The 16,466-nt window shown below is 75.4% G+C and carries 16 protein-coding genes and 4 tRNA genes; 11 read left to right on the top strand and 9 right to left on the bottom strand.

Annotated features, from left to right (window positions below; genetic code table 11):
* The first annotated feature begins 31 nt into the window (after nt 1–31).
* Complete coding sequence (locus tag OH807_RS20170; RefSeq protein ID WP_406200727.1) at nt 32–1,390, top strand: hypothetical protein; 1,359 nt, start codon at nt 32–34, stop codon at nt 1,388–1,390.
* 99 nt (nt 1,391–1,489) lie between these two features.
* Here the strand turns inward: OH807_RS20170 and OH807_RS20165 are convergent.
* The 4 genes from OH807_RS20165 to OH807_RS20150 all read right to left on the bottom strand — a co-directional run bounded on the left by OH807_RS20165 (nt 1,490) and on the right by OH807_RS20150 (nt 2,257).
* Nucleotides 1,490–1,563, bottom strand: a tRNA-Phe gene (locus OH807_RS20165).
* A gap of 27 nt (nt 1,564–1,590) precedes the next feature.
* Nucleotides 1,591–1,664: transfer RNA gene (locus tag OH807_RS20160), tRNA-Asp, on the bottom strand.
* A gap of 65 nt (nt 1,665–1,729) precedes the next feature.
* Nucleotides 1,730–1,802: transfer RNA gene (locus OH807_RS20155), tRNA-Glu, on the bottom strand.
* 113 nt (nt 1,803–1,915) lie between these two features.
* Nucleotides 1,916–2,257 carry a metallopeptidase family protein gene (locus OH807_RS20150; RefSeq protein WP_406211092.1) on the bottom strand — a complete coding sequence of 114 codons (342 nt, stop codon included), beginning with the start codon at nt 2,255–2,257 and terminating at the stop codon, nt 1,916–1,918.
* A gap of 70 nt (nt 2,258–2,327) precedes the next feature.
* Between OH807_RS20150 and crcB (OH807_RS20145) the strand changes: the two genes are divergently transcribed.
* The 6 genes from crcB (OH807_RS20145) (at nt 2,328) to OH807_RS20120 (ending at nt 8,140) form a co-directional block, all read left to right on the top strand.
* Nucleotides 2,328–2,816, top strand: coding sequence for a fluoride efflux transporter CrcB (crcB, locus tag OH807_RS20145; protein WP_406200725.1), 489 nt, complete (start codon nt 2,328–2,330; stop codon nt 2,814–2,816).
* Nucleotides 2,813–3,205 (top strand): DUF190 domain-containing protein, encoded by a 393-nt coding sequence (locus tag OH807_RS20140; RefSeq protein WP_406200722.1) that lies wholly within the window; start codon nt 2,813–2,815, stop codon nt 3,203–3,205. The genes crcB (OH807_RS20145) and OH807_RS20140 overlap by 4 nt, the downstream gene beginning before the upstream one ends.
* On the top strand, nt 3,202–3,576 hold the full coding sequence (gene crcB, locus OH807_RS20135; protein ID WP_406200720.1) for a fluoride efflux transporter CrcB: 375 nt from the start codon (nt 3,202–3,204) through the stop codon (nt 3,574–3,576). The genes OH807_RS20140 and crcB (OH807_RS20135) overlap by 4 nt, the downstream gene beginning before the upstream one ends.
* Nucleotides 3,577–3,787: 211 nt before the next feature.
* Entirely contained in the window at nt 3,788–4,552 is a 765-nt protein-coding gene (locus tag OH807_RS20130) for a hypothetical protein (RefSeq protein ID WP_406200718.1), read from the top strand.
* 194 nt (nt 4,553–4,746) lie between these two features.
* On the top strand, nt 4,747–7,104 hold the full coding sequence (locus tag OH807_RS20125) for a DEAD/DEAH box helicase (protein ID WP_406200716.1): 2,358 nt from the start codon (nt 4,747–4,749) through the stop codon (nt 7,102–7,104).
* A 208-nt stretch (nt 7,105–7,312) separates the two neighbouring features.
* Nucleotides 7,313–8,140: a TIGR02452 family protein gene (locus tag OH807_RS20120; RefSeq protein WP_406200714.1), complete on the top strand. Its 828-nt coding sequence runs from the start codon at nt 7,313–7,315 to the stop codon at nt 8,138–8,140.
* A gap of 83 nt (nt 8,141–8,223) precedes the next feature.
* Here OH807_RS20120 and OH807_RS20115 read toward each other — a convergent pair whose 3' ends face one another.
* Both OH807_RS20115 and OH807_RS20110 read right to left on the bottom strand, forming a co-directional pair.
* Nucleotides 8,224–8,559 carry a hypothetical protein gene (locus OH807_RS20115; RefSeq protein WP_406200712.1) on the bottom strand — a complete coding sequence of 112 codons (336 nt, stop codon included), beginning with the start codon at nt 8,557–8,559 and terminating at the stop codon, nt 8,224–8,226.
* A 163-nt stretch (nt 8,560–8,722) separates the two neighbouring features.
* Nucleotides 8,723–9,844 (bottom strand): hypothetical protein, encoded by a 1,122-nt coding sequence (locus OH807_RS20110; RefSeq protein WP_406200710.1) that lies wholly within the window; start codon nt 9,842–9,844, stop codon nt 8,723–8,725.
* A 167-nt stretch (nt 9,845–10,011) separates the two neighbouring features.
* On the opposite strand from OH807_RS20110, the gene OH807_RS20105 reads away from it, so the two are divergent.
* Entirely contained in the window at nt 10,012–11,241 is a 1,230-nt protein-coding gene (locus OH807_RS20105) for a low temperature requirement protein A (protein WP_406200708.1), read from the top strand.
* 12 nt (nt 11,242–11,253) lie between these two features.
* Nucleotides 11,254–11,700 carry an RICIN domain-containing protein gene (locus OH807_RS20100; protein WP_406200706.1) on the top strand — a complete coding sequence of 149 codons (447 nt, stop codon included), beginning with the start codon at nt 11,254–11,256 and terminating at the stop codon, nt 11,698–11,700.
* A 53-nt stretch (nt 11,701–11,753) separates the two neighbouring features.
* Here the strand turns inward: OH807_RS20100 and OH807_RS20095 are convergent, their stop codons facing one another.
* Both OH807_RS20095 and OH807_RS20090 read right to left on the bottom strand, forming a co-directional pair.
* A complete protein-coding gene (locus OH807_RS20095; protein ID WP_406200704.1) occupies nt 11,754–12,482 on the bottom strand; it encodes a tyrosine-protein phosphatase in 729 nt (242 codons plus the stop codon).
* 136 nt (nt 12,483–12,618) lie between these two features.
* On the bottom strand, nt 12,619–13,389 hold the full coding sequence (locus OH807_RS20090) for an SDR family oxidoreductase (protein WP_406200702.1): 771 nt from the start codon (nt 13,387–13,389) through the stop codon (nt 12,619–12,621).
* 126 nt (nt 13,390–13,515) lie between these two features.
* Here OH807_RS20090 and OH807_RS20085 point away from each other — a divergent pair, with 126 nt between their 5' ends.
* Both OH807_RS20085 and OH807_RS20080 read left to right on the top strand, forming a co-directional pair.
* The gene (locus OH807_RS20085) at nt 13,516–14,238 is read left to right on the top strand and encodes a DNA polymerase beta superfamily protein (RefSeq protein WP_406200699.1); all 723 of its coding nucleotides are present in this window, start codon (nt 13,516–13,518) and stop codon (nt 14,236–14,238) included.
* Nucleotides 14,239–14,379: 141 nt separating this feature from the next.
* Nucleotides 14,380–14,452 (top strand) — tRNA-Lys (locus tag OH807_RS20080).
* Nucleotides 14,453–14,886: 434 nt separating this feature from the next.
* Here the strand turns inward: OH807_RS20080 and OH807_RS20075 are convergent.
* The gene (locus tag OH807_RS20075; RefSeq protein WP_406200696.1) at nt 14,887–16,422 is read right to left on the bottom strand and encodes a tryptophan 7-halogenase; all 1,536 of its coding nucleotides are present in this window, start codon (nt 16,420–16,422) and stop codon (nt 14,887–14,889) included.
* Nucleotides 16,423–16,466 lie beyond the last annotated feature (44 nt).

Raw genomic sequence — 16,466 nt, 5'->3', positions numbered from 1 at the left:
GTGCCCGGAACCGCACTCCCCAGGGGGAACCATGTCCAGCACCGCCGGCATCCGTCGTTCGCGTCGTACCGCTGCCGCCACCGCCGCGATCGGCGTCGCGGCACTCTGCGGCTCGCTCGCACTCCCGGCCCAGGCCGCCTTCGCCGACGCCGTCAGGAGCGCTGAGCTGGGCGTCCGGTCGCCGGCGGTGATCGGTGGGGCCGGGCAGCCGGTCGCGTTCACCGAGACGCTCACCAACTCCGGCACCGAGGCGACGACGTACTCGCTCGTCCTGGGGACCACGAGCGGGATCGGCACCCCGCCGGACTCGATCACGATCGACTACGAGGACGTCGCGGACAACACCTGGAAGTCGGTGCCGCTGGAGTACAGCGCCGGGCCCGACGACGTCAGCTACCAGGGCATGGTGCACGACATCACCGTCCCGGCCGGCGGGACGGTCACGCTGAACCTGCGCATCGGCGCGCCCATGGGCCTGCCCCACCAGGGCGCGACCAACGGTGGCTTCCGCGCCATCTCGCTGCGCTCCGCCGTGACCGTGCCGGGGTCCTGGGTGAAGCTGGCCGAGCAGGTCGGCACGATCGAGGTGGAGTCCGCCCGGACCTCGCTCGGCTACGTGCCCGCCACGGCGGTCGCGGGCGGGGCGCCGATCGAGTTCGACGCGGTGCTCGCCAACCCGACGCCGTCCGGCTACGTCAACCTCGGCAACGTGCTCCTCACCGACCCGCACGCCACCGTGCAGGTCCGTACGGCGGACGGGACGTGGAGCACGCTCACGAAGGTGTCGGACGGCTCCTCGTACGGGCCGGTCGGCGTCTACCTGCAGGGCCGCAACTCGTCCCTCGGAGCCGGGAAGACCCTGGTGACCCGGGTGCGCGTGGCGTACGACGGGACCACGCCGGTGGGGGCGACCGCGATCAACCCGTGCCTCTTCGTCAACGAGGGCGCCATGCCGTTCCGGGGGACCACCTACTGCGGCGAGGGGGCCGAGGTCGAGATCGTCGCACCGGCCCAGGAGCCGACGGTGCCCGTCGCACCCGCCGTGCCCGTCGCGCCCGCCGTCGACACCCCCGCCAAGGCCGCCGCCCCTGCCAAGGCGCCCGCCAAGGCTCCGGCCAAGCCCCGGGCTGCCGTCGAGGCGCCGGCCGGCTTGGCCCAGGCGCCGGCCCAGCCGGCCGCCGCCGCTCCGGTCGCTGCCGCGGCCGCCGGCCCGCAGGTCGCCGCCCCGGCTGCTCCGGCTGCTCCGGTCACTCGGGCCGCTCCGGTCGCGGAGGAACTCGCCACCACCGGTGCCGGCTCCCACCTGGCCCCGACCGTCGCCGCCGCGGTCCTCGCCACCCTCGGCGCCGGCGCGGTCCTCCTCGCCCGCCGCCTGCGCCGCCGCTTCTGAGACGTCACCCCGCCCGCGCCCGCGCCCGCGCCCGCGCCTGCGTGCGCGGGCATGCAGAAGGCCCCGGAGAGTGAACTCTCCGGGGCCTTCACAGTACGGTGGCCAGGGCCGGGGTCGAACCGGCGACCTTCCGCTTTTCAGGCGGACGCTCGTACCAACTGAGCTACCTGGCCGTACTGCACCGCCTCTTGCGAGACGAGCGATCCCGACGGGACTTGAACCCGCGACCTCCACCTTGACAGGGTGGCGAGCTAACCAACTGCTCCACGGGACCTTGTGTGGCTCGAAGCCACTAGGTCTTGCGGCACTGCACTGTACTACGGGTACTACGGTACTGCGTGCCCCCAACGGGATTCGAACCCGTGCTACCGCCTTGAAAGGGCGGCGTCCTGGGCCACTAGACGATGAGGGCTTGCGGCCTGTCCCGCCGTTTCCGGCGTTCGGGGACGTCGAGAAGCATATGGGATCGCGAGCCGAACGCCAAAACGGGTTTCCGCCGGTCGGGCGGGGCGGCCCGCACGGGGGTCAGGACCAGCCGAGCTCGTCGAGTTCGTGGTCGTCGAAACCGAAGTGGTGGGCGACCTCGTGGATCACCGTGGTGCGGACTTCGTCGACCACCTGCTCGCGGGTGTCGCAGTGCCGCAGGGTCGGGCCCAGGTAGACGATGATCCGGTCGGGCAGGACTCCGGCGTACCACTCGCCGCGCTCGGTGAGCGGGGTGCCCTCGTAGAGGCCGAGGAGGTCGGGGTCGGAGGGGTCGGGTTCGTCCTCGACGAACACCGCGACGTTGTCCATCATGGCCGCGAGCTGCGGGGGAATCCGGTCGAGGGCGTCACTGACCAGCATCTCGAAGTCTTCCCGGGTCATCTCCACCGGATCATTGTCGGGTCTGGCGTGACGGTGTGCCAGGCGGTCGGCGCCGGTGTTTCATGGGCCCATGACGACGTCGGACGGCGCGGTGGACAACGCGGCGCGGCAGGGGCCGCCGCCGCCCGGCCCGGTGCGGCCGCCGGTGCTGCGCGGGCAGGGGCCGGCCGTGGCGGTGGTGGCGCTGGGCGGGGCGGTCGGCGCCTCGGCCCGGTACGCGGCCGGACTGCTCTGGCCGGACGGGCCGGCGGACTTCCCCTGGACCACGCTGACGGTGAACCTGCTGGGCTGCGCCGTGATCGGGGTGTTCCTGGTGGTGATCACCGAGGGGAGGCCGGCGCATCCGCTGCTGCGGCCGTTCTTCGGGACGGGCGTGCTGGGCGGGTTCACCACGTTCTCCACGTACGCGGTGGACGTGCGGCGCCTGCTGGAGGGGGGCCGGCCCGGCCCGGCGGTGGCCTACCTGGGGCTGACGCTGCTGGGGGCGCTGGCCGCGGTCTGGGCGGCGGCCGGGTTGACGCGCCGTCTGGTGCTGCGCGGCGGAAGGGGGCGGCGATGACGGGGCTGAGCGGGCCGGCGCTGCGGCTGACCGTGCTGGTCGGCGAGAACGACCGCGGGCACCACCGCCCGCTGTACAGCGAGATCGTGCACCGGGCGCGGGCCGCCGGGCTGGCCGGGGCGAGCGTGTTTCGGGGGATCGAGGGGTTCGGCGCCTCCTCGCTGGTGCACACGGCGCGGCTGCTCTCCCTGAGCGAGGACCTGCCGGTGGCGGTGGTGATCGTGGACACCGAGGAGCGGGTGCGGGCCTTCCTGCCGGAGCTGGACGGGCTGGTGACGGAAGGCCTGGTGGTGCTCGACCCGTGCGAGGTGGTCCGGTACGTCGGGCGGGGCCGGGGCGGGGCCGGGGCGGCGCCGCAGCCCGGGCCCGGGGCGGGAGCGGGGGAGTGAACTGGCTGCTGGTGGTGGTCGGCGCGGTGGTCGGTGCGCCGCTGCGTTACCTGACCGACCGCGCGGTGCAGTCCCGGCACGACTCGGTCTTCCCGTGGGGCACGTTCGCGGTGAACGCGGTGGGCTGCCTGGTGCTGGGGCTGGTGACCGGGGCGGTGGCGGCGGGGGCGGCCTCCCCGCACGTCCAACTGCTGCTCGGGACGGGGCTCTGCGGGGCGCTGACCACGTACTCGACCTTCTCGTACGAGACGCTGCGGCTGGTCGAGGGCGGGGCCGGCCGGTACGCGCTGGCCAATGCGGCGGGCAGCGTCGCGGTGGGGCTGGCGGCGGTCTACGCGGGGGCGGGGCTGGCCTCGGCGCTCTGGGGCTGAACGGGCGTTGCGGGGCCGCCGGGGCTGCCGGGGACAGGGCTCCGCACGGCTCCGCACGGCTCGGTGGGGCCGGCGGGCGCCGGGGGCTTCCTGCGCGCAGACCGTGTCCCGCGCCCCGGGGCGCGCGTTGGGCACCGGAAGTGGCCGGGCGCGGTGCGCGGCCGGTGGGCGGCCCGGGTGGGGCGGCGGAAGAGGGAGCACGGTGGCGACGATGCGTGCGGTGTGTTCGGTGCGCGAGGTGGCCGAGTCGGCCGAGTCGGCCGAGGTGGGCGCCCGGGAGGGCCGCCCCGCGGTGGTGCGGGTGGTGGTGGCCCGGCAGGCCCGGCCCCGGGCGGTGACCGTGCGCAACGGCGTGGTGCGGGCGGCGGCCGCCCTGGCCGTGGCCGGGCTGGGCCTGACCGGCTGCATGTCGGTGGGACCGGCGGCGGTCGAGAAGCACGGCGCGGTGCCGGTCGGGCAGACCGGGACGCCGGGCCGGACCGGGGCCGGCTCGCCCGGGGCGAGCAGCGGCGCGCACCAGGGCGGTGCGTCCGGGCGGTCGGAGCACGCCGGGGGCGTGCAGGTGGGCAGCACGCCGGGGGTGGGCCAGAGCCCGGCCCCGGGTGGGGCGGCCCCCGGCGCGAACGGCACGGCCGACGGCGCGGGGGAGATGCCGAACGCGGTGCCCGGGGAGGCCGCGCCCGGCGCGAACGGGCCTGCCGGGGGCGTGAGCGCCGGTGCCGGACCTCAGCCCGGTGGCCCGACTGCCGGCGGGGCGACCGGTGGTGCCAGCGGCGGCCCCGGGGGCGGCGCCGGGGCGACGGGCGGGACCGGCGGCGGCCCGGCCACCAGCCCGGCGGCGAGCCCCACCGGGCGGCCCTCGGCCACCCCCGAACCGGGCCACACCACGGCGGCCCCGACGGCCCCGCCGACCCAGGAGCCGTCCGCCGGGAGTTCCGGATCTTCGGCCCCGAGCCCGGGGACGGGCCCGCACTAGCGGTCTGGCCAGCGCATTTGCCTCCGATCCCCAGGTTCGCCTATGGTGGTAGATCGTTCGTTTGATTCATTTGATTGGCGCCCTATTCCCATCTGGCGCCCTTGGCGCGTACCGGCGATCCGTGGCTGACCGCATAGAGGCGGTTGTGAAACAGAACCCGGACTTTGGCGCGTGCCACTTCCGGAAGGTTTTGCATGTCTCTCGTTGACGACGCCCGCTTCGCCATGCCCGCGAGCGAGTCCGCCGCCGATGTCACCACCCCCGACGCCGAGCTGATCGACGTCACCGCCGACGCCACCGAGGCCGTCGAGTTCACCGCGGACGCCGACTCCGCCACCGACGAGGTCACCGACGAGGTCGAGGAGTCCGCCGAGGACGCCGAGCCGACCATCACCTTCGGCGACCTGGGCCTGCACGACGACGTCGTGCGTGCCCTCGCCAAGCGCGGCGTCACCACCCCGTTCCCGATCCAGGCCGCGACCATCCCGGACGCCCTGGCCGGCAAGGACGTGCTGGGCCGCGGCCGCACCGGCTCCGGCAAGACCCTCAGCTTCGGCCTGCCGCTGCTGACCCGCCTGGCCGACGGCGAGCGCACCAAGCCCAAGCACCCGCGCGGCCTGATCCTCGTCCCGACCCGCGAGCTGGCCATGCAGGTGGCCGACGCCCTGGAGCCCTTCGGCTCGGTGCTCGGCCTCAAGCTGAAGGTCGTCTGCGGCGGCACCTCGATGTCGAACCAGATCTACGCGCTGGAGCGCGGTGTCGACGTCCTCGTCGCCACCCCCGGCCGTCTGCGTGACCTGCTGAACCGCGGCAGCGCCAAGCTGGGCGACGTCAAGACCGTCGTGCTCGACGAGGCCGACCAGATGGCCGACATGGGCTTCCTGCCCGAGGTCACCGAGATCCTCGACCAGGTGCCGGCCGGCGGCCAGCGCCTGCTGTTCTCCGCCACCCTGGAGAACGAGATCGACACCCTGGTCAAGCGCTACCTGAAGAACCCGGTCACCCACGAGGTCGACCCGTCGGCCGGTGCGGTCACCACCATGACCCACCACATCCTCGTGGTGAAGCCCAAGGACAAGGCGCCGATCACCAACGCGATCGCCGCCCGCAAGGGCCGCACGATCATCTTCGTCCGCACCCAGATGGGCGCCGACCGCGTCGCCGAGCAGCTCATCGAGGCCGGTGTGAAGGCCGACGCGCTGCACGGCGGCATGACCCAGGGCGCCCGTACCCGCGTCCTCGGTGACTTCAAGGACGGCTACGTCAACGTCGTCGTCGCGACCGACGTCGCCGCCCGCGGCATCCACGTCGACGGCATCGACCTCGTCCTGAACGTGGACCCGGCCGGTGACCACAAGGACTACCTGCACCGCTCCGGCCGCACCGCCCGCGCCGGCCGCTCCGGCGCCGTCGTCACCCTGGTGCTGCCGCACCAGCGCCGCGGTGTGTTCCGCCTGATGGAGGACGCGGGCGTCGACGCCTCGCGCCACATCCTCGACCACGCCTTCGACGCCGAGGTCGCCAAGATCACCGGCGCCCGTTCGCTGATCGAGGTCCAGGCCGAGAGCGCGGCCGGCATCGCCGGTGCCGCCGAGCGCGAGCTCGCCGACATGACCCGCCAGCTGGAGCGCGCGCAGCGCCGCACCACCGAGCTGCGCGAGGAGGCCGACCGCCTGGCCGCCCGGGCCGCCCGCGAGCGTGCCGAGCTGGGCATCGAGGACGAGGCGCCGGCCGCCGAGGCCGACTCCGCCGAGGCCGTCGAGGCGCCCGCCGAGACCGTCGCGCCGGTGGCCGAGGAGCGCGCTCCGGCGTACCGCGAGGCGCGTACCGAGCGCCCCGCGTCCAACCGTGACCGTGACGACCGTGGTGGCCGTTCCTTCGGTGACCGTGACAACCGCGGTGGCGGCTTCAACCGTGACCGTGACGACCGCGGCGCCCGCTCGGGCGGCGGCTTCAACCGTGACGACCGTGGTGGCCGTTCCTTCGGTGACCGTGACAACCGTGGCGGCGGCTTCAACCGTGACCGTGACGACCGCGGTGGCCGTTCCTTCGGTGACCGTGACAACCGCGGTGGCGGCTTCAACCGTGACCGTGACGACCGCGGCGCCCGTTCGGGTGGCGGTTTCAACCGTGACGACCGTGGTGGCCGTTCCTTCGGTGACCGTGACAACCGTGGCGGCGGCTTCAACCGTGACCGTGACGACCGTGGTGGCCGTTCCTTCGGTGACCGTGACAACCGCGGTGGCGGCTTCAACCGTGACCGTGACGACCGCGGCGCCCGTTCCTTCGGCGACCGTCCGGCCCGTTCCTTCGGTGACCGTCCGGCGTTCGGCCGGGACCGCGACGAGCGTGGCGGCAGCGCCGGCAGCAGCCGTCCGTTCTCCCGCCGGGACGACCACCGCTCCGGTGGCCGCCCGCAGGCCTCCGGCGGCTTCAACCGTGACCGTGACGACCGCGGCGGCCGCTCCGGTGGCTTCAACTCGGGCTCGGCCGGTTCCGCCGGCTCGGGCGGCTTCAACCGCGACGACCGCAAGCCGCGCTGGAAGAACTGACGCCGCGCAGCGCGTAACGCGTAGCACGTCCTGACCTTCGGGCCCGCTCCACTTCGGTGGGGCGGGCCCGTCGGCGTTCCCGGGGCCCGGGGCGTCCGGGGCCCGGGGCGTCCGTCGGGCGGGGCCCCGGACGGGGTGCGGCGCTGTTGTTCTTCTGGTGAGAATAACCTGTGGCGCGCGGGCGGCCCCGTCCCGTACGGTCGCGGACATGAGCAGCAGACTGCATCACGTGGCGGCAGTGAACGAGGAGATCGTCGGGCGGGGGAGCTACCGGGCCGCCGGGGGCGAGCTCGTCCGGGTGGCGGAGGAGCTGGCCGCGGCCAGGGCGGGGACGGTGTCGTACACGCCGGAGGCGCTGGACGCGCTGCTCCGGTCCGGGGCGCCCGGGCCGGGGGCGGGGGCGGTCGAGGTGACGGCCGAGGGCAGCATCCAGGCCGCCCGGCGGCTGGTCGGGTCCGGGGCCGGGCGGGTGGGCGTGCTCAACTTCGCCTCCGCGCGGAACCCGGGCGGCGGCTACCTGCGGGGCGCCCGCGCCCAGGAGGAGGACCTCTGCCGCAGCGCGCTGCTCTACACCTGCCTGCTGGAGGCGCCGGACTACTACGAGGCGCACCGCGCCTCCACCGACCTGCGGTACAGCCACCGGGTGATCGTCTCGCCCGACGTGCCGGTGGTCCGGGGCGCGGACGGCGCCCTGCTGGCGCAGCCGTACCCGGTGACCTTCCTGACCTCACCGGCACCCAACGCGGGCCAGCTGGAGCTGCGTTCGGCCGGGACGGACGTCCGCGGCGTGCTCGCCGGGCGGGCCGTCCGGGTGCTCGCGGCGGCGGCCCGGCACGAGCTGTCCACGCTGGTGCTCGGGGCCTGGGGCTGTGGGGTGTTCCGCAACGACCCGGCGCAGGTGGCCGAGGCCTTCGCGACGGCCCTGGAGCAGTACGGCGCGGCCTTCGAACGCGTGGTGTTCGCGGTCTGGGACCGCACGCCCGTCTCGGCCAACCGGGCCGCCTTCGAGGCACGGTTCGGCGCGGCCGCCGGGTGACGGACGGCCGCGCCGGTGCGGCCGGGTGAGGCGGCGTCGGGCCCGCTGTGGAGGGCGGGCGTGCGTCGTCAGTGCTCGCGTCGTCAGTGCTTGCGCGCGGTCAGGGCGGTCGCGGCGGTCGAAGCGGCGGCGACCACCCCGGTGACGGCGAGCACGGACGGCCAGGCGCCGATCTTCTTCGCCAGCGGGTGCGAGCCGCCGAACGCCACCACGTACAGCCCGGTCAGCGCGGCCGCGGTGGCCGCCCCCGAGCGCCGGTGCCACTGCGCGGCGGCGCCGGCCCCGGCCACGGCCAGCACTGCGCCGCCCAGTTCACGCCGGCCGGTCCACCGGGCGACGCCGTAACCGCCGACCAGGCCGCTCGCGGCGGTGAGGGCGGCCGGCGCCGCGGCCCGGAGCACGTTCGGGATCCTCGCCATGGTCGACTCCACTCCTTGCAGACATCTCGGACTCCGTGGACCACCCGACCATAACCCGCCCGCGGCACGGCCCGGCCGCCGGACCGGAAGCCCCGCCCGGGCCCCCGGCCGCCCCGCCCGGGCCCCCGGCCGCCCCGCCCCGGGCCCCCGGGGGCCACCCGAGCTAGTGGAACGCCTGCTCGAACGGGTGCGCCGGAGCCGTCCGGGAGATCAGCCCGGCCGCCTCGGCCGGGGTCAGCACCCGCTCCAGCCGGAGGTCGCCGGGGACCTGCTGGATGAACCGGCCGGCCGACCAGCTCCGCTCGTACGGCTGCGGCTCCAGCACCAGGGTGCGGACGCCGTCCACCACCGGGATGTCGTCGGGAGTGCCCTCGTTCCAGATCCACGAGCCGTCCGGGGCGAGCAGGTTGAACGTGCCCAGCGCGGTGACCCGGCGCCGACCGTCCACCTCGGCGGTCCGGCTGAGGGCGACCGCCTCCGGGTCGGGGCGGGTGCCCGGCAGGTGCCCGCCCCCGATCAGCAGCTCGGCCAGCAGCGTGTGCAGCTGGAAGTTGTCGGTCAGGCCGTCCATCCGGACGAGGTAGCCGGTGCCGCTCGGGCGGTCCAGCACCAGCAGCGGCTCGTCGTCCAGGGTCCGCATCAGGTGGAGCAGGCCCTTGAGGTCGTGCGGCCCGTCGCCGTACCGCTCGACCAGCTCGGCCAGTACGGCCGTGACCCCGCCGGCCCGGGCCGAGCCGCGGACGGCGGCGTGCGTGTACACCGCGAACGAGGCCATCTGCCACAGGTGCAGCGTCCACCAGCCGATCACCGCCCGGTGGGCGGGCCAGGCGTCCGGGTCCCCCGGATCGGCGATCCGCGCGTGCGCCTCTCCCGGGCTGTCGGCGTCCGGGTCCGGGAGCTCGCCGCCGCCGGTCTCCGCCCAGCGGCCGATCAGCAGCAGCGCGCCGGTGAGCGCCTCCCGCAGGCCGGCCAGCACCTGGTCGGCGCAGGCCACCGGATCGGCACCGCGCTCCACGCAGGCGCCCACCATCATGGCCAGGTGGGCCCGTTCGAACGGCGGGGCGGCCGGCAGCAGCGCGGCGAGCCGCGGGCCCGCCGCCGCCGACTCGCGGCTGTCGGCTGGTCCGAGCAGCCCTCCCGCCAGGCGGAACGCGGCTTCGAAGCGCTCCGTGTCGGCGCTCTCGTGCGCCGTCTCCAGCGCGGTGATCACGTCGTCGAGGGTCGGCTGCTGACGGCCGGACGGATCCGCGGACCCGTCGTGCGGGGGAATTCGGTCGGACACCATTCGCCGCAGCATAGGCGCCCGCCCTGACGGGGCGTCGGCCCGGGTGGGGTCCGGGGCGGGGCCGGGCGGCGCGGGGTGGGACCGGAGCGGTGCAGAGACGGGAAGAACAGATGTCCGAGTGCCGAAAACGCCCGCGCGGACCGGGTGGTGTGCCGCATACTCGCGCGGTGACCGTGCCCAGAACCCTGTCGGCCCCCTTCGCGGCCGAGGCGGAACCCGCCCTGCGGGTGGCCCCGCTCGAACTCTTCCTCGACCTCGTCTTCGTCTTCACCATCACCCAGTTGACCGGAAGTCTGGTCCACCACCTCACCGCCGGCGGGCTCGCCCAGGTGGTGGTGATGCTGGCGGTGATCTGGTGGATGTACGACGCCTTCATCTGGCTGACCAACGCGATGCCGCCCCGCACCCACGGCCGCCGCGGTCTGCTGCTGCTCGCCATGGCCGGCTTCCTGGTGATCTCGCTGTCCGTCCCGCACGCCTTCGAGGGCAGCGGCGTCGCCTTCGGCTGGGCGTACCTGCTGGTCGTGGCCGTGCACACCGGCATGTTCGCGGCCTCCGGCGTGGCGCTCGGCGCCGTCCTGCGGATGGGCGGGCTCAACCTGCTGAACACCGGCCTGGTGGTGACCGGCGGCTACCTCACCGGCACCGCCCAACTGGCCTTCTGGACGGCCGCCTTCGCCCTGCAGATCGCGATACCCCGGCTCGTCGACCTGCCGCAGTTCCAGCTCCGCGCCGACCACTTCGTCGAGCGGCACGGACTGGTCGTGATCATCGCGTTCGGCGAGTCCGTGATCGCCATCGGCGTCGGCGCCGGCACCAACGAGCTCGATGCCGCCCTGGTCGCGGTGGCCCTGCTCAGCCTCGCCGTCTGCGTCGGCCTCTGGTGGGCGTACTTCGGCCGCGACGACGACGCCCGCGCCGAGCACCACATGGCCGCGCTCCCCTCGGACGAGCGCAACCGGCTCGCGGTCAGCGTCTACAACCTCGGCCACTACGGGCTGCTGCTCGGCGTCCTGCTCTTCGCCGCCGGCGTGAAGTCCGCCGTGGCGCACCCGGACGCGCCGATCACCCTCGGCCAGGCGGCCGCGCTGGCCGGCGGCGTCGCGCTCTTCCTCGCCGTCAACACCGCCGTCCGCCGCACCTTCGGGCTCGCCCCCCAACTGCCCCGGCTGGTCGCGGCGGCCCTGCTGGTGGCGGCCGTCCCGCTGGGCACCGGCGTCTCCGCGCTGGCCGAGGTGGCCGCGGTGGCGGGCGTGCTCGCGGCGGCCTTCTGGTTCGAGGCCGCGCAGGGCGGGAAGGCGGCCCCGGCCGGGGAGCCCGGCACGCCGGCCGAGCCCGCGGAGCCGGCCGAGACCGCGCGGGCCGCCGGGGTACCGGGGCGTGTCGGTACCCGGTGAGAGACTCGGCCCGTGACTGATCACGTGATCACGGACGGCCGCTACCGGGTGCGCAACGTCGGCAGCGGACTGCTGCTGGAGGTCGCCGACGGCAGCCGCCGCAGCGGGGCGAAGGTCCGGCTGGGAGCCGAGGACGGCTCCGACGCCCAGCTCTGGCACCTCCACGCCGTCCACCCCGGCGGGGCGCTGTACCACTTCGAGAACGTCGGCAGCGGCAAGCGCCTGGACGTCACCGGCGCCTCCCCGGAGGACGGCGTACCGATCCAGCAGTGGTCCGCCAACGCCTTCGGCGCCCAGGAGTGGCTCCTCGAACACCACCTCGACGCCCCCGGCACCTACACCCTCACCAGCTTCATCAGCGGCAAGCCACTGACCGCCACCACCCCGGGCGCCCCCGTCGAACAGCGCGAGGACGAGGACACCCCCGCCCAGTGGTGGTACTTGGAGCGGCAGGACTGAGGCCCAGGACTGAGGCCGGCGGGCCGGGGCGGACGGGCGGGGGCGTCGTTCGGTCAGGCGGAGAGGTTGGTGCGCAGGGCGTCGAGGTCGGCGTCGGTGGTGCCGTGGGTGCGCAGGTAGTCGGTGACGGAGCCGTGGTGGGTGCGGATCCAGTCGAGGGACGAGGCGAGCAGCGGGGTGGAGATGGGCCGGGAGACGCGCTCGGTGCCGGTCTCGTCCACGTAGGGCGTGGGGCCGTCGAGGAGGCCCAGCCCGGCGTTGGAGAGCAGGAAGTCGGCGGTGATGTCGGCCTCGGAGGCGCCCAGCAGGGACTGCACGACGGCGATGGTCAGACCGGTGCGGTCCTTGCCGACCGCGCAGTGGACGACGGCCGGGACGCCGCCCGGGGCGCCGAGCCGGCGGATCGCGGCGACCAGGGACGGGCCGGCGGTCGCGGCCATGAAGGGGTAGAGCGTCTCCTGGCTCTCGGGCCAGGGGTGTTCGACGTCCTCGCGGTCGGCGGGCAGGGTGGGGAGGTTGAGCGTCTCGTGGCCGAGCCCGTGCCGCAGGTCGGGCCAGACCTCCAGCTCGAAGGGGCTGCGCAGGTCGATCACGACGCGCAGGCCGAGGTCCTTCAGGCGCTGGGCACCCTCCGGCTTGAGGGTGTGGAAGGACCCGGAGCGGTACAGCACGCCCTTGCGCAGGGAGCCGACGCCACCGGCGTCACGGAAGTTGCGCACACCGGGGATGTCGAGGAAGGCGGACGGCAGGTCGGGTTCGCGGTCCGGCAGGTCGTCGGTCATGGGCTCCACCGTACGGACTGAGGGTCTGCCGGGGGAAGGAAACGGACCGCGCGGTTCTGCGGCCGGCCGTCCGCACGGGCGCCGTGCCCGCCGTGCTCGGCGCCCGCCGGTCAGCCCGTCCGTCAGCCCTCCCCGCTCAGCGCCCGCCGGCGACGTCGAGGAACCCGCCGGTCATGTACGAGGAGGCCGGGGAGATCAGGAAGAGGATCGCCTCCGCCACCTCCTCCGGCTGCCCGCCGCGCCGCATCGGCAGGTCGGGGGCGACCCGGTCGACCCGTCCGGGTTCCCCGCCGAGCGCGTGGATGTCGGTGTGGATCAGGCCGGGCCGCACGGCGTTGACCCGGATGCCCTCGGCGGCGACCTCCAGGGCCAGCCCGCGGGTCATCGAGTCGACGGCGCCCTTGGCGGCCGCGTAGTCGACGTACTCGTTCGGCGAGCCGAGCCGGGAGGCGGCGGAGGAGACGTTGACGATGGTGCCGCCCGCCCCGCCGTGCCGGGTGGACATCCGGCGGACGGCCTGCGCGGCGCAGAGGAAGGCGGAGGTGATGTTGGAGGCCCAGATCCGGTTCAGCCGGTCCTCGTCGATCTCCTCCAGCCGGCTCTGCTTCTCCAGCGTCCCGGCGTTGTTCACCAGGGCGGTGAGCGGGCCGAGTTCGGCGTCCACGGTGGCGAACAGCCGCTCGACCTCGGCGCTGCGGGTGACGTCCGCCCGGACGGCCAGCGCGGTGCCGCCCGCGGCCCGGATCGCCTCGACCACGGCGGTGGCCGCCGCCTCGTCGGCCCGGTAGTTGACGCAGACCCGGTGGCCGCGCCGGGCGGCGAGCAGGGCCGTGGCGGCGCCGATGCCCCGGCCGGCGCCGGTGATGAGGACGACTTCGTTGCCGGCCGCGGAAGTTGAGTCGGTCATGGCCCGAACGATACCGCCCCGCCCGGGCCCGCCGGGGCCGGAATTCGCTCGCCCGGCACGGCCCGCGCACGGCACACTCCTCTGACCGCGCCGGGGCGACGCACCCGGACCGGACGAAGGAGAACCATGGACCCCGACCCCGACCCCGACCCCGCCCTCACCCGGGGCACCGTGCTGCTCTCGGGCGTCGTCGGCTCGACCGCGTACGGCTTCGCCCACGCGGGCTCCGACATCGATCGGCTCGGCCTCTTCGCCGCCCCGACCGAGGACTTCCACGGCCTGCACCGGCCGGCCGAATCGCACGTCACCACCGGCCCGGACGTGACCCTGCACGAGGCCGCCAAGTGGTGCCGGCTCGCCCTCACCTGCAACCCGACCGCATCCGAACTGGTCTGGCTGCCGGGGGAGCTGTACGAGACCCGCAGCCCGCTGGGCGAGGAGCTGATCGCCATCCGGGCGTCGTTCCTGAGCGCGAAGGCCGTCCGCAACTCCTATCTCGGCTATGCCGACCAGCAGTTCCGCAAGCTCCGGGCCCGGGATCCCGCCGACCCCGCCACCCACCGGCGGGCCGCCAAGTACGCCCGGCACCTCGTCCGCCTGACCGAGCAGGGGATCCGGCTCCACGAGACCGGCGAGAACGTCGTCCGACTCGTCGGCTCCGCCCCCGAACGCGTCCGGGAGCTGGGCGAACGCATCGCCGACCACCCCGCCGCCGCGGAGGCGCTGCTCGCGGCGGCCGCCGAGCGCTTCGCGCGCCCCGGGGCCCTGCCCGCCGCCCCCGATCCGCGCCCCGCCGAGGCCTGGCTCCGCCGCGTCCGCGCCGCCCACTTCACCCCGCCCGCCCCGTGAGCACCGCCCGGCCCGCCGGTACCGCCCGCCCGGCCGGGCGCCCCGGCAGTCGGGCGCCCGGCGCGCCCCGCAATCCACTGGCGGAGCCCTGGGCCCCACCGGGTAGGATCCTCGGTGGCCGACCCCGCACGGGACGGCCGAGGGCCGCTAGCTCAATTGGCAGAGCTGCGGACTTTTAATCCGTAGGTTCAGGGTTCGAGCCCCTGGCGGCCCACACGATCAGATGCTTCCCGACCTGGGCGTCCTCCGAGCTGGAGGGCGCCCTTCGTCATGATCGGGGCCGGTGCGGGGCGCGGGTGGGGGTCGGCGGTTCGTCGCGCCGGGCCGGGAATCCGCTGCGCTCCGGCACCGGGCCGTCGGTCGTTCGTGCCTGCCCCATTGCCTTCTGTCGGGTGGGCGACCTTCTCCGTGCGCCCGCGGTCGGCGCGGTCGGCGCGCCCTGCAACTCGGCGCGGCCGGCGCGCCGTGCAACTCGGCTGCCGCGAAACGCGGCTGACGCACGCCCCACCGGGGTCGAGGTCCTTCGGGCGGGTGGCGGGCCCTCGCCCCGACGCGGCCCGACGCACCACCCGCCACTCGGTCCGCCACTGCATCGGAAGCGGAGGGGAAAGGCGCCGATGCTTCCGGCCCGCTTCCGACCGGGCCCGTTCAACTCGCCGGGCCGCCCGGGGCGTCGGCGGTGGGACGGGCGGGTCGGAGTGTGGCCGGTGCGGGCGTGGCGGTGAGGTGGCTCAGGTAGCTGTGCGCCGGGGGGAGGGTCTCCAGGAGGGTGCGCTGGTGGCGCTTGATCCGGGTGAAGGCGTCCTCCGCGGTGCGGACGGCGTGGGGGTGGTGGGCGAGCGACGGGGGCGGCGCGGCGGTGTGCGGCGTGAGGGCGGTCAGCAGGGCGCGCAGCGGGAGTTCGTCGGGGGCGGGGGTGAGCCCGGTGCTGTGGGCGCGGAGTACGGAGCGCAGGCGGGCGGGGAGCCGGGAGTGGTCGTCGCGGCCGGCCGGCGAGGTGAAGTGGCGGATCCGGGCGAGGTCCAGGGCGTGCTCGTGGTGGGCGGCGGCGGCGGTGTTGAAGCGGGCGGCGGGGGCGTCGGGGGAGGTCCGGGAGGGGAGGTCCCGGAGCAGCCGGTCCAGCAGGTCGAGGGTGGCGGCGTGGTCCTCGGCCAGGGGGTCGGCGGTGCCGGCGGCGGCGCCGAGCGCCAGGCAGTTGCCGACCCAGCTGCGGCGCAGACGGCCCGGGGCGGCGGCGGTGCGGGTGACGTCGGCCCCGGGGCGGCCGACGGCGTCGAGGAGGGCGCGGGCGGCCTGTTCGGGGCTGGTCCGGGTGCTCGCGTAGCCGAGGGCGGCGGCGCAGCGGCCGGGGAGCGGACGCCGCCAGAGCCGGCCCTCGGGCAGTGCGGTCACCGTGGCGTAGGGCTCGATGCCGAGGCGGGCCGTGTCGTGCGGCAGGACGACGGAGACGGTGCGGTCGGCGGGGGCGTGGCCGGCGGCCGGGACGAACGGCTCGTGCAGGACGCCGGTCAGCAGCAGGGCCGCCGGGCCGGTGCAGTCCAGGAACAGGTCGGCCCGCTCGCGGCCGCGGGTGGTCTGCAGGGCGGTGATCCGGCCGGTCCCGTCGCGGTCGGCGCCCAGCACGGCGGCGGTGCGCAGCCGGACGCCGCAGCCCTGGACCGCCGTCCGGCGCAGGAAGCGCGTCAGCAGGACGGCGTCCGCGTGCCAGCCGTACGGGAACGCGGCCCGGCCGTCGAACCAGCGCGGTGACCGGCGCGCGTCCAGCAGCGGCGGGGTGACGAAGCAGGCGTGGTCGACCGGTTCGGTGGTGCGGCCGGCGCGGCGGCGCAGGTGCCAGAAGTCGGTGAGCGGGAAGCCCTCGCAGCTGGGGGGTGCGGCGGGACCGGGCAGGTAGACCGGGCCCGGCCGCCAGCCGGTGTACTTCGTCGCCGCGTCGAAGGACGCCGAGCAGGCCCGCATCCAGGTGCTCTCCGGGGTGCCCAGGCGGTCGAAGAAGTCGTGCCGGAAGGCCGGCGACAGGGCGGTGACCCGCTCGGCGGGGGGAGCGGGGGTTTCCACGACCGTGACGCGGACCGTGCCCCGGAGGGCCGAGGCCAGCCGGGCCGCGGCGATCCAGGCGGTGAGGGTGCCGCCCACGATCAGGATGCGGCCGAGGGGGGTGGGCAGTTCGGCGTCGGTGGTCATGACGGGAGGCTGCCGCAGGGGGATACGGCGCAGCTGCACCGGTT

Origin of the sequence: Kitasatospora sp. NBC_01560, from assembly GCF_045208415.1 — a bacterium.
Lineage (GTDB): Bacteria > Actinomycetota > Actinomycetes > Streptomycetales > Streptomycetaceae > Kitasatospora.
The sequence above is the reverse complement of the archived record's forward strand: the minus strand, read 5'-3'. Positions and strand labels throughout refer to the sequence as shown.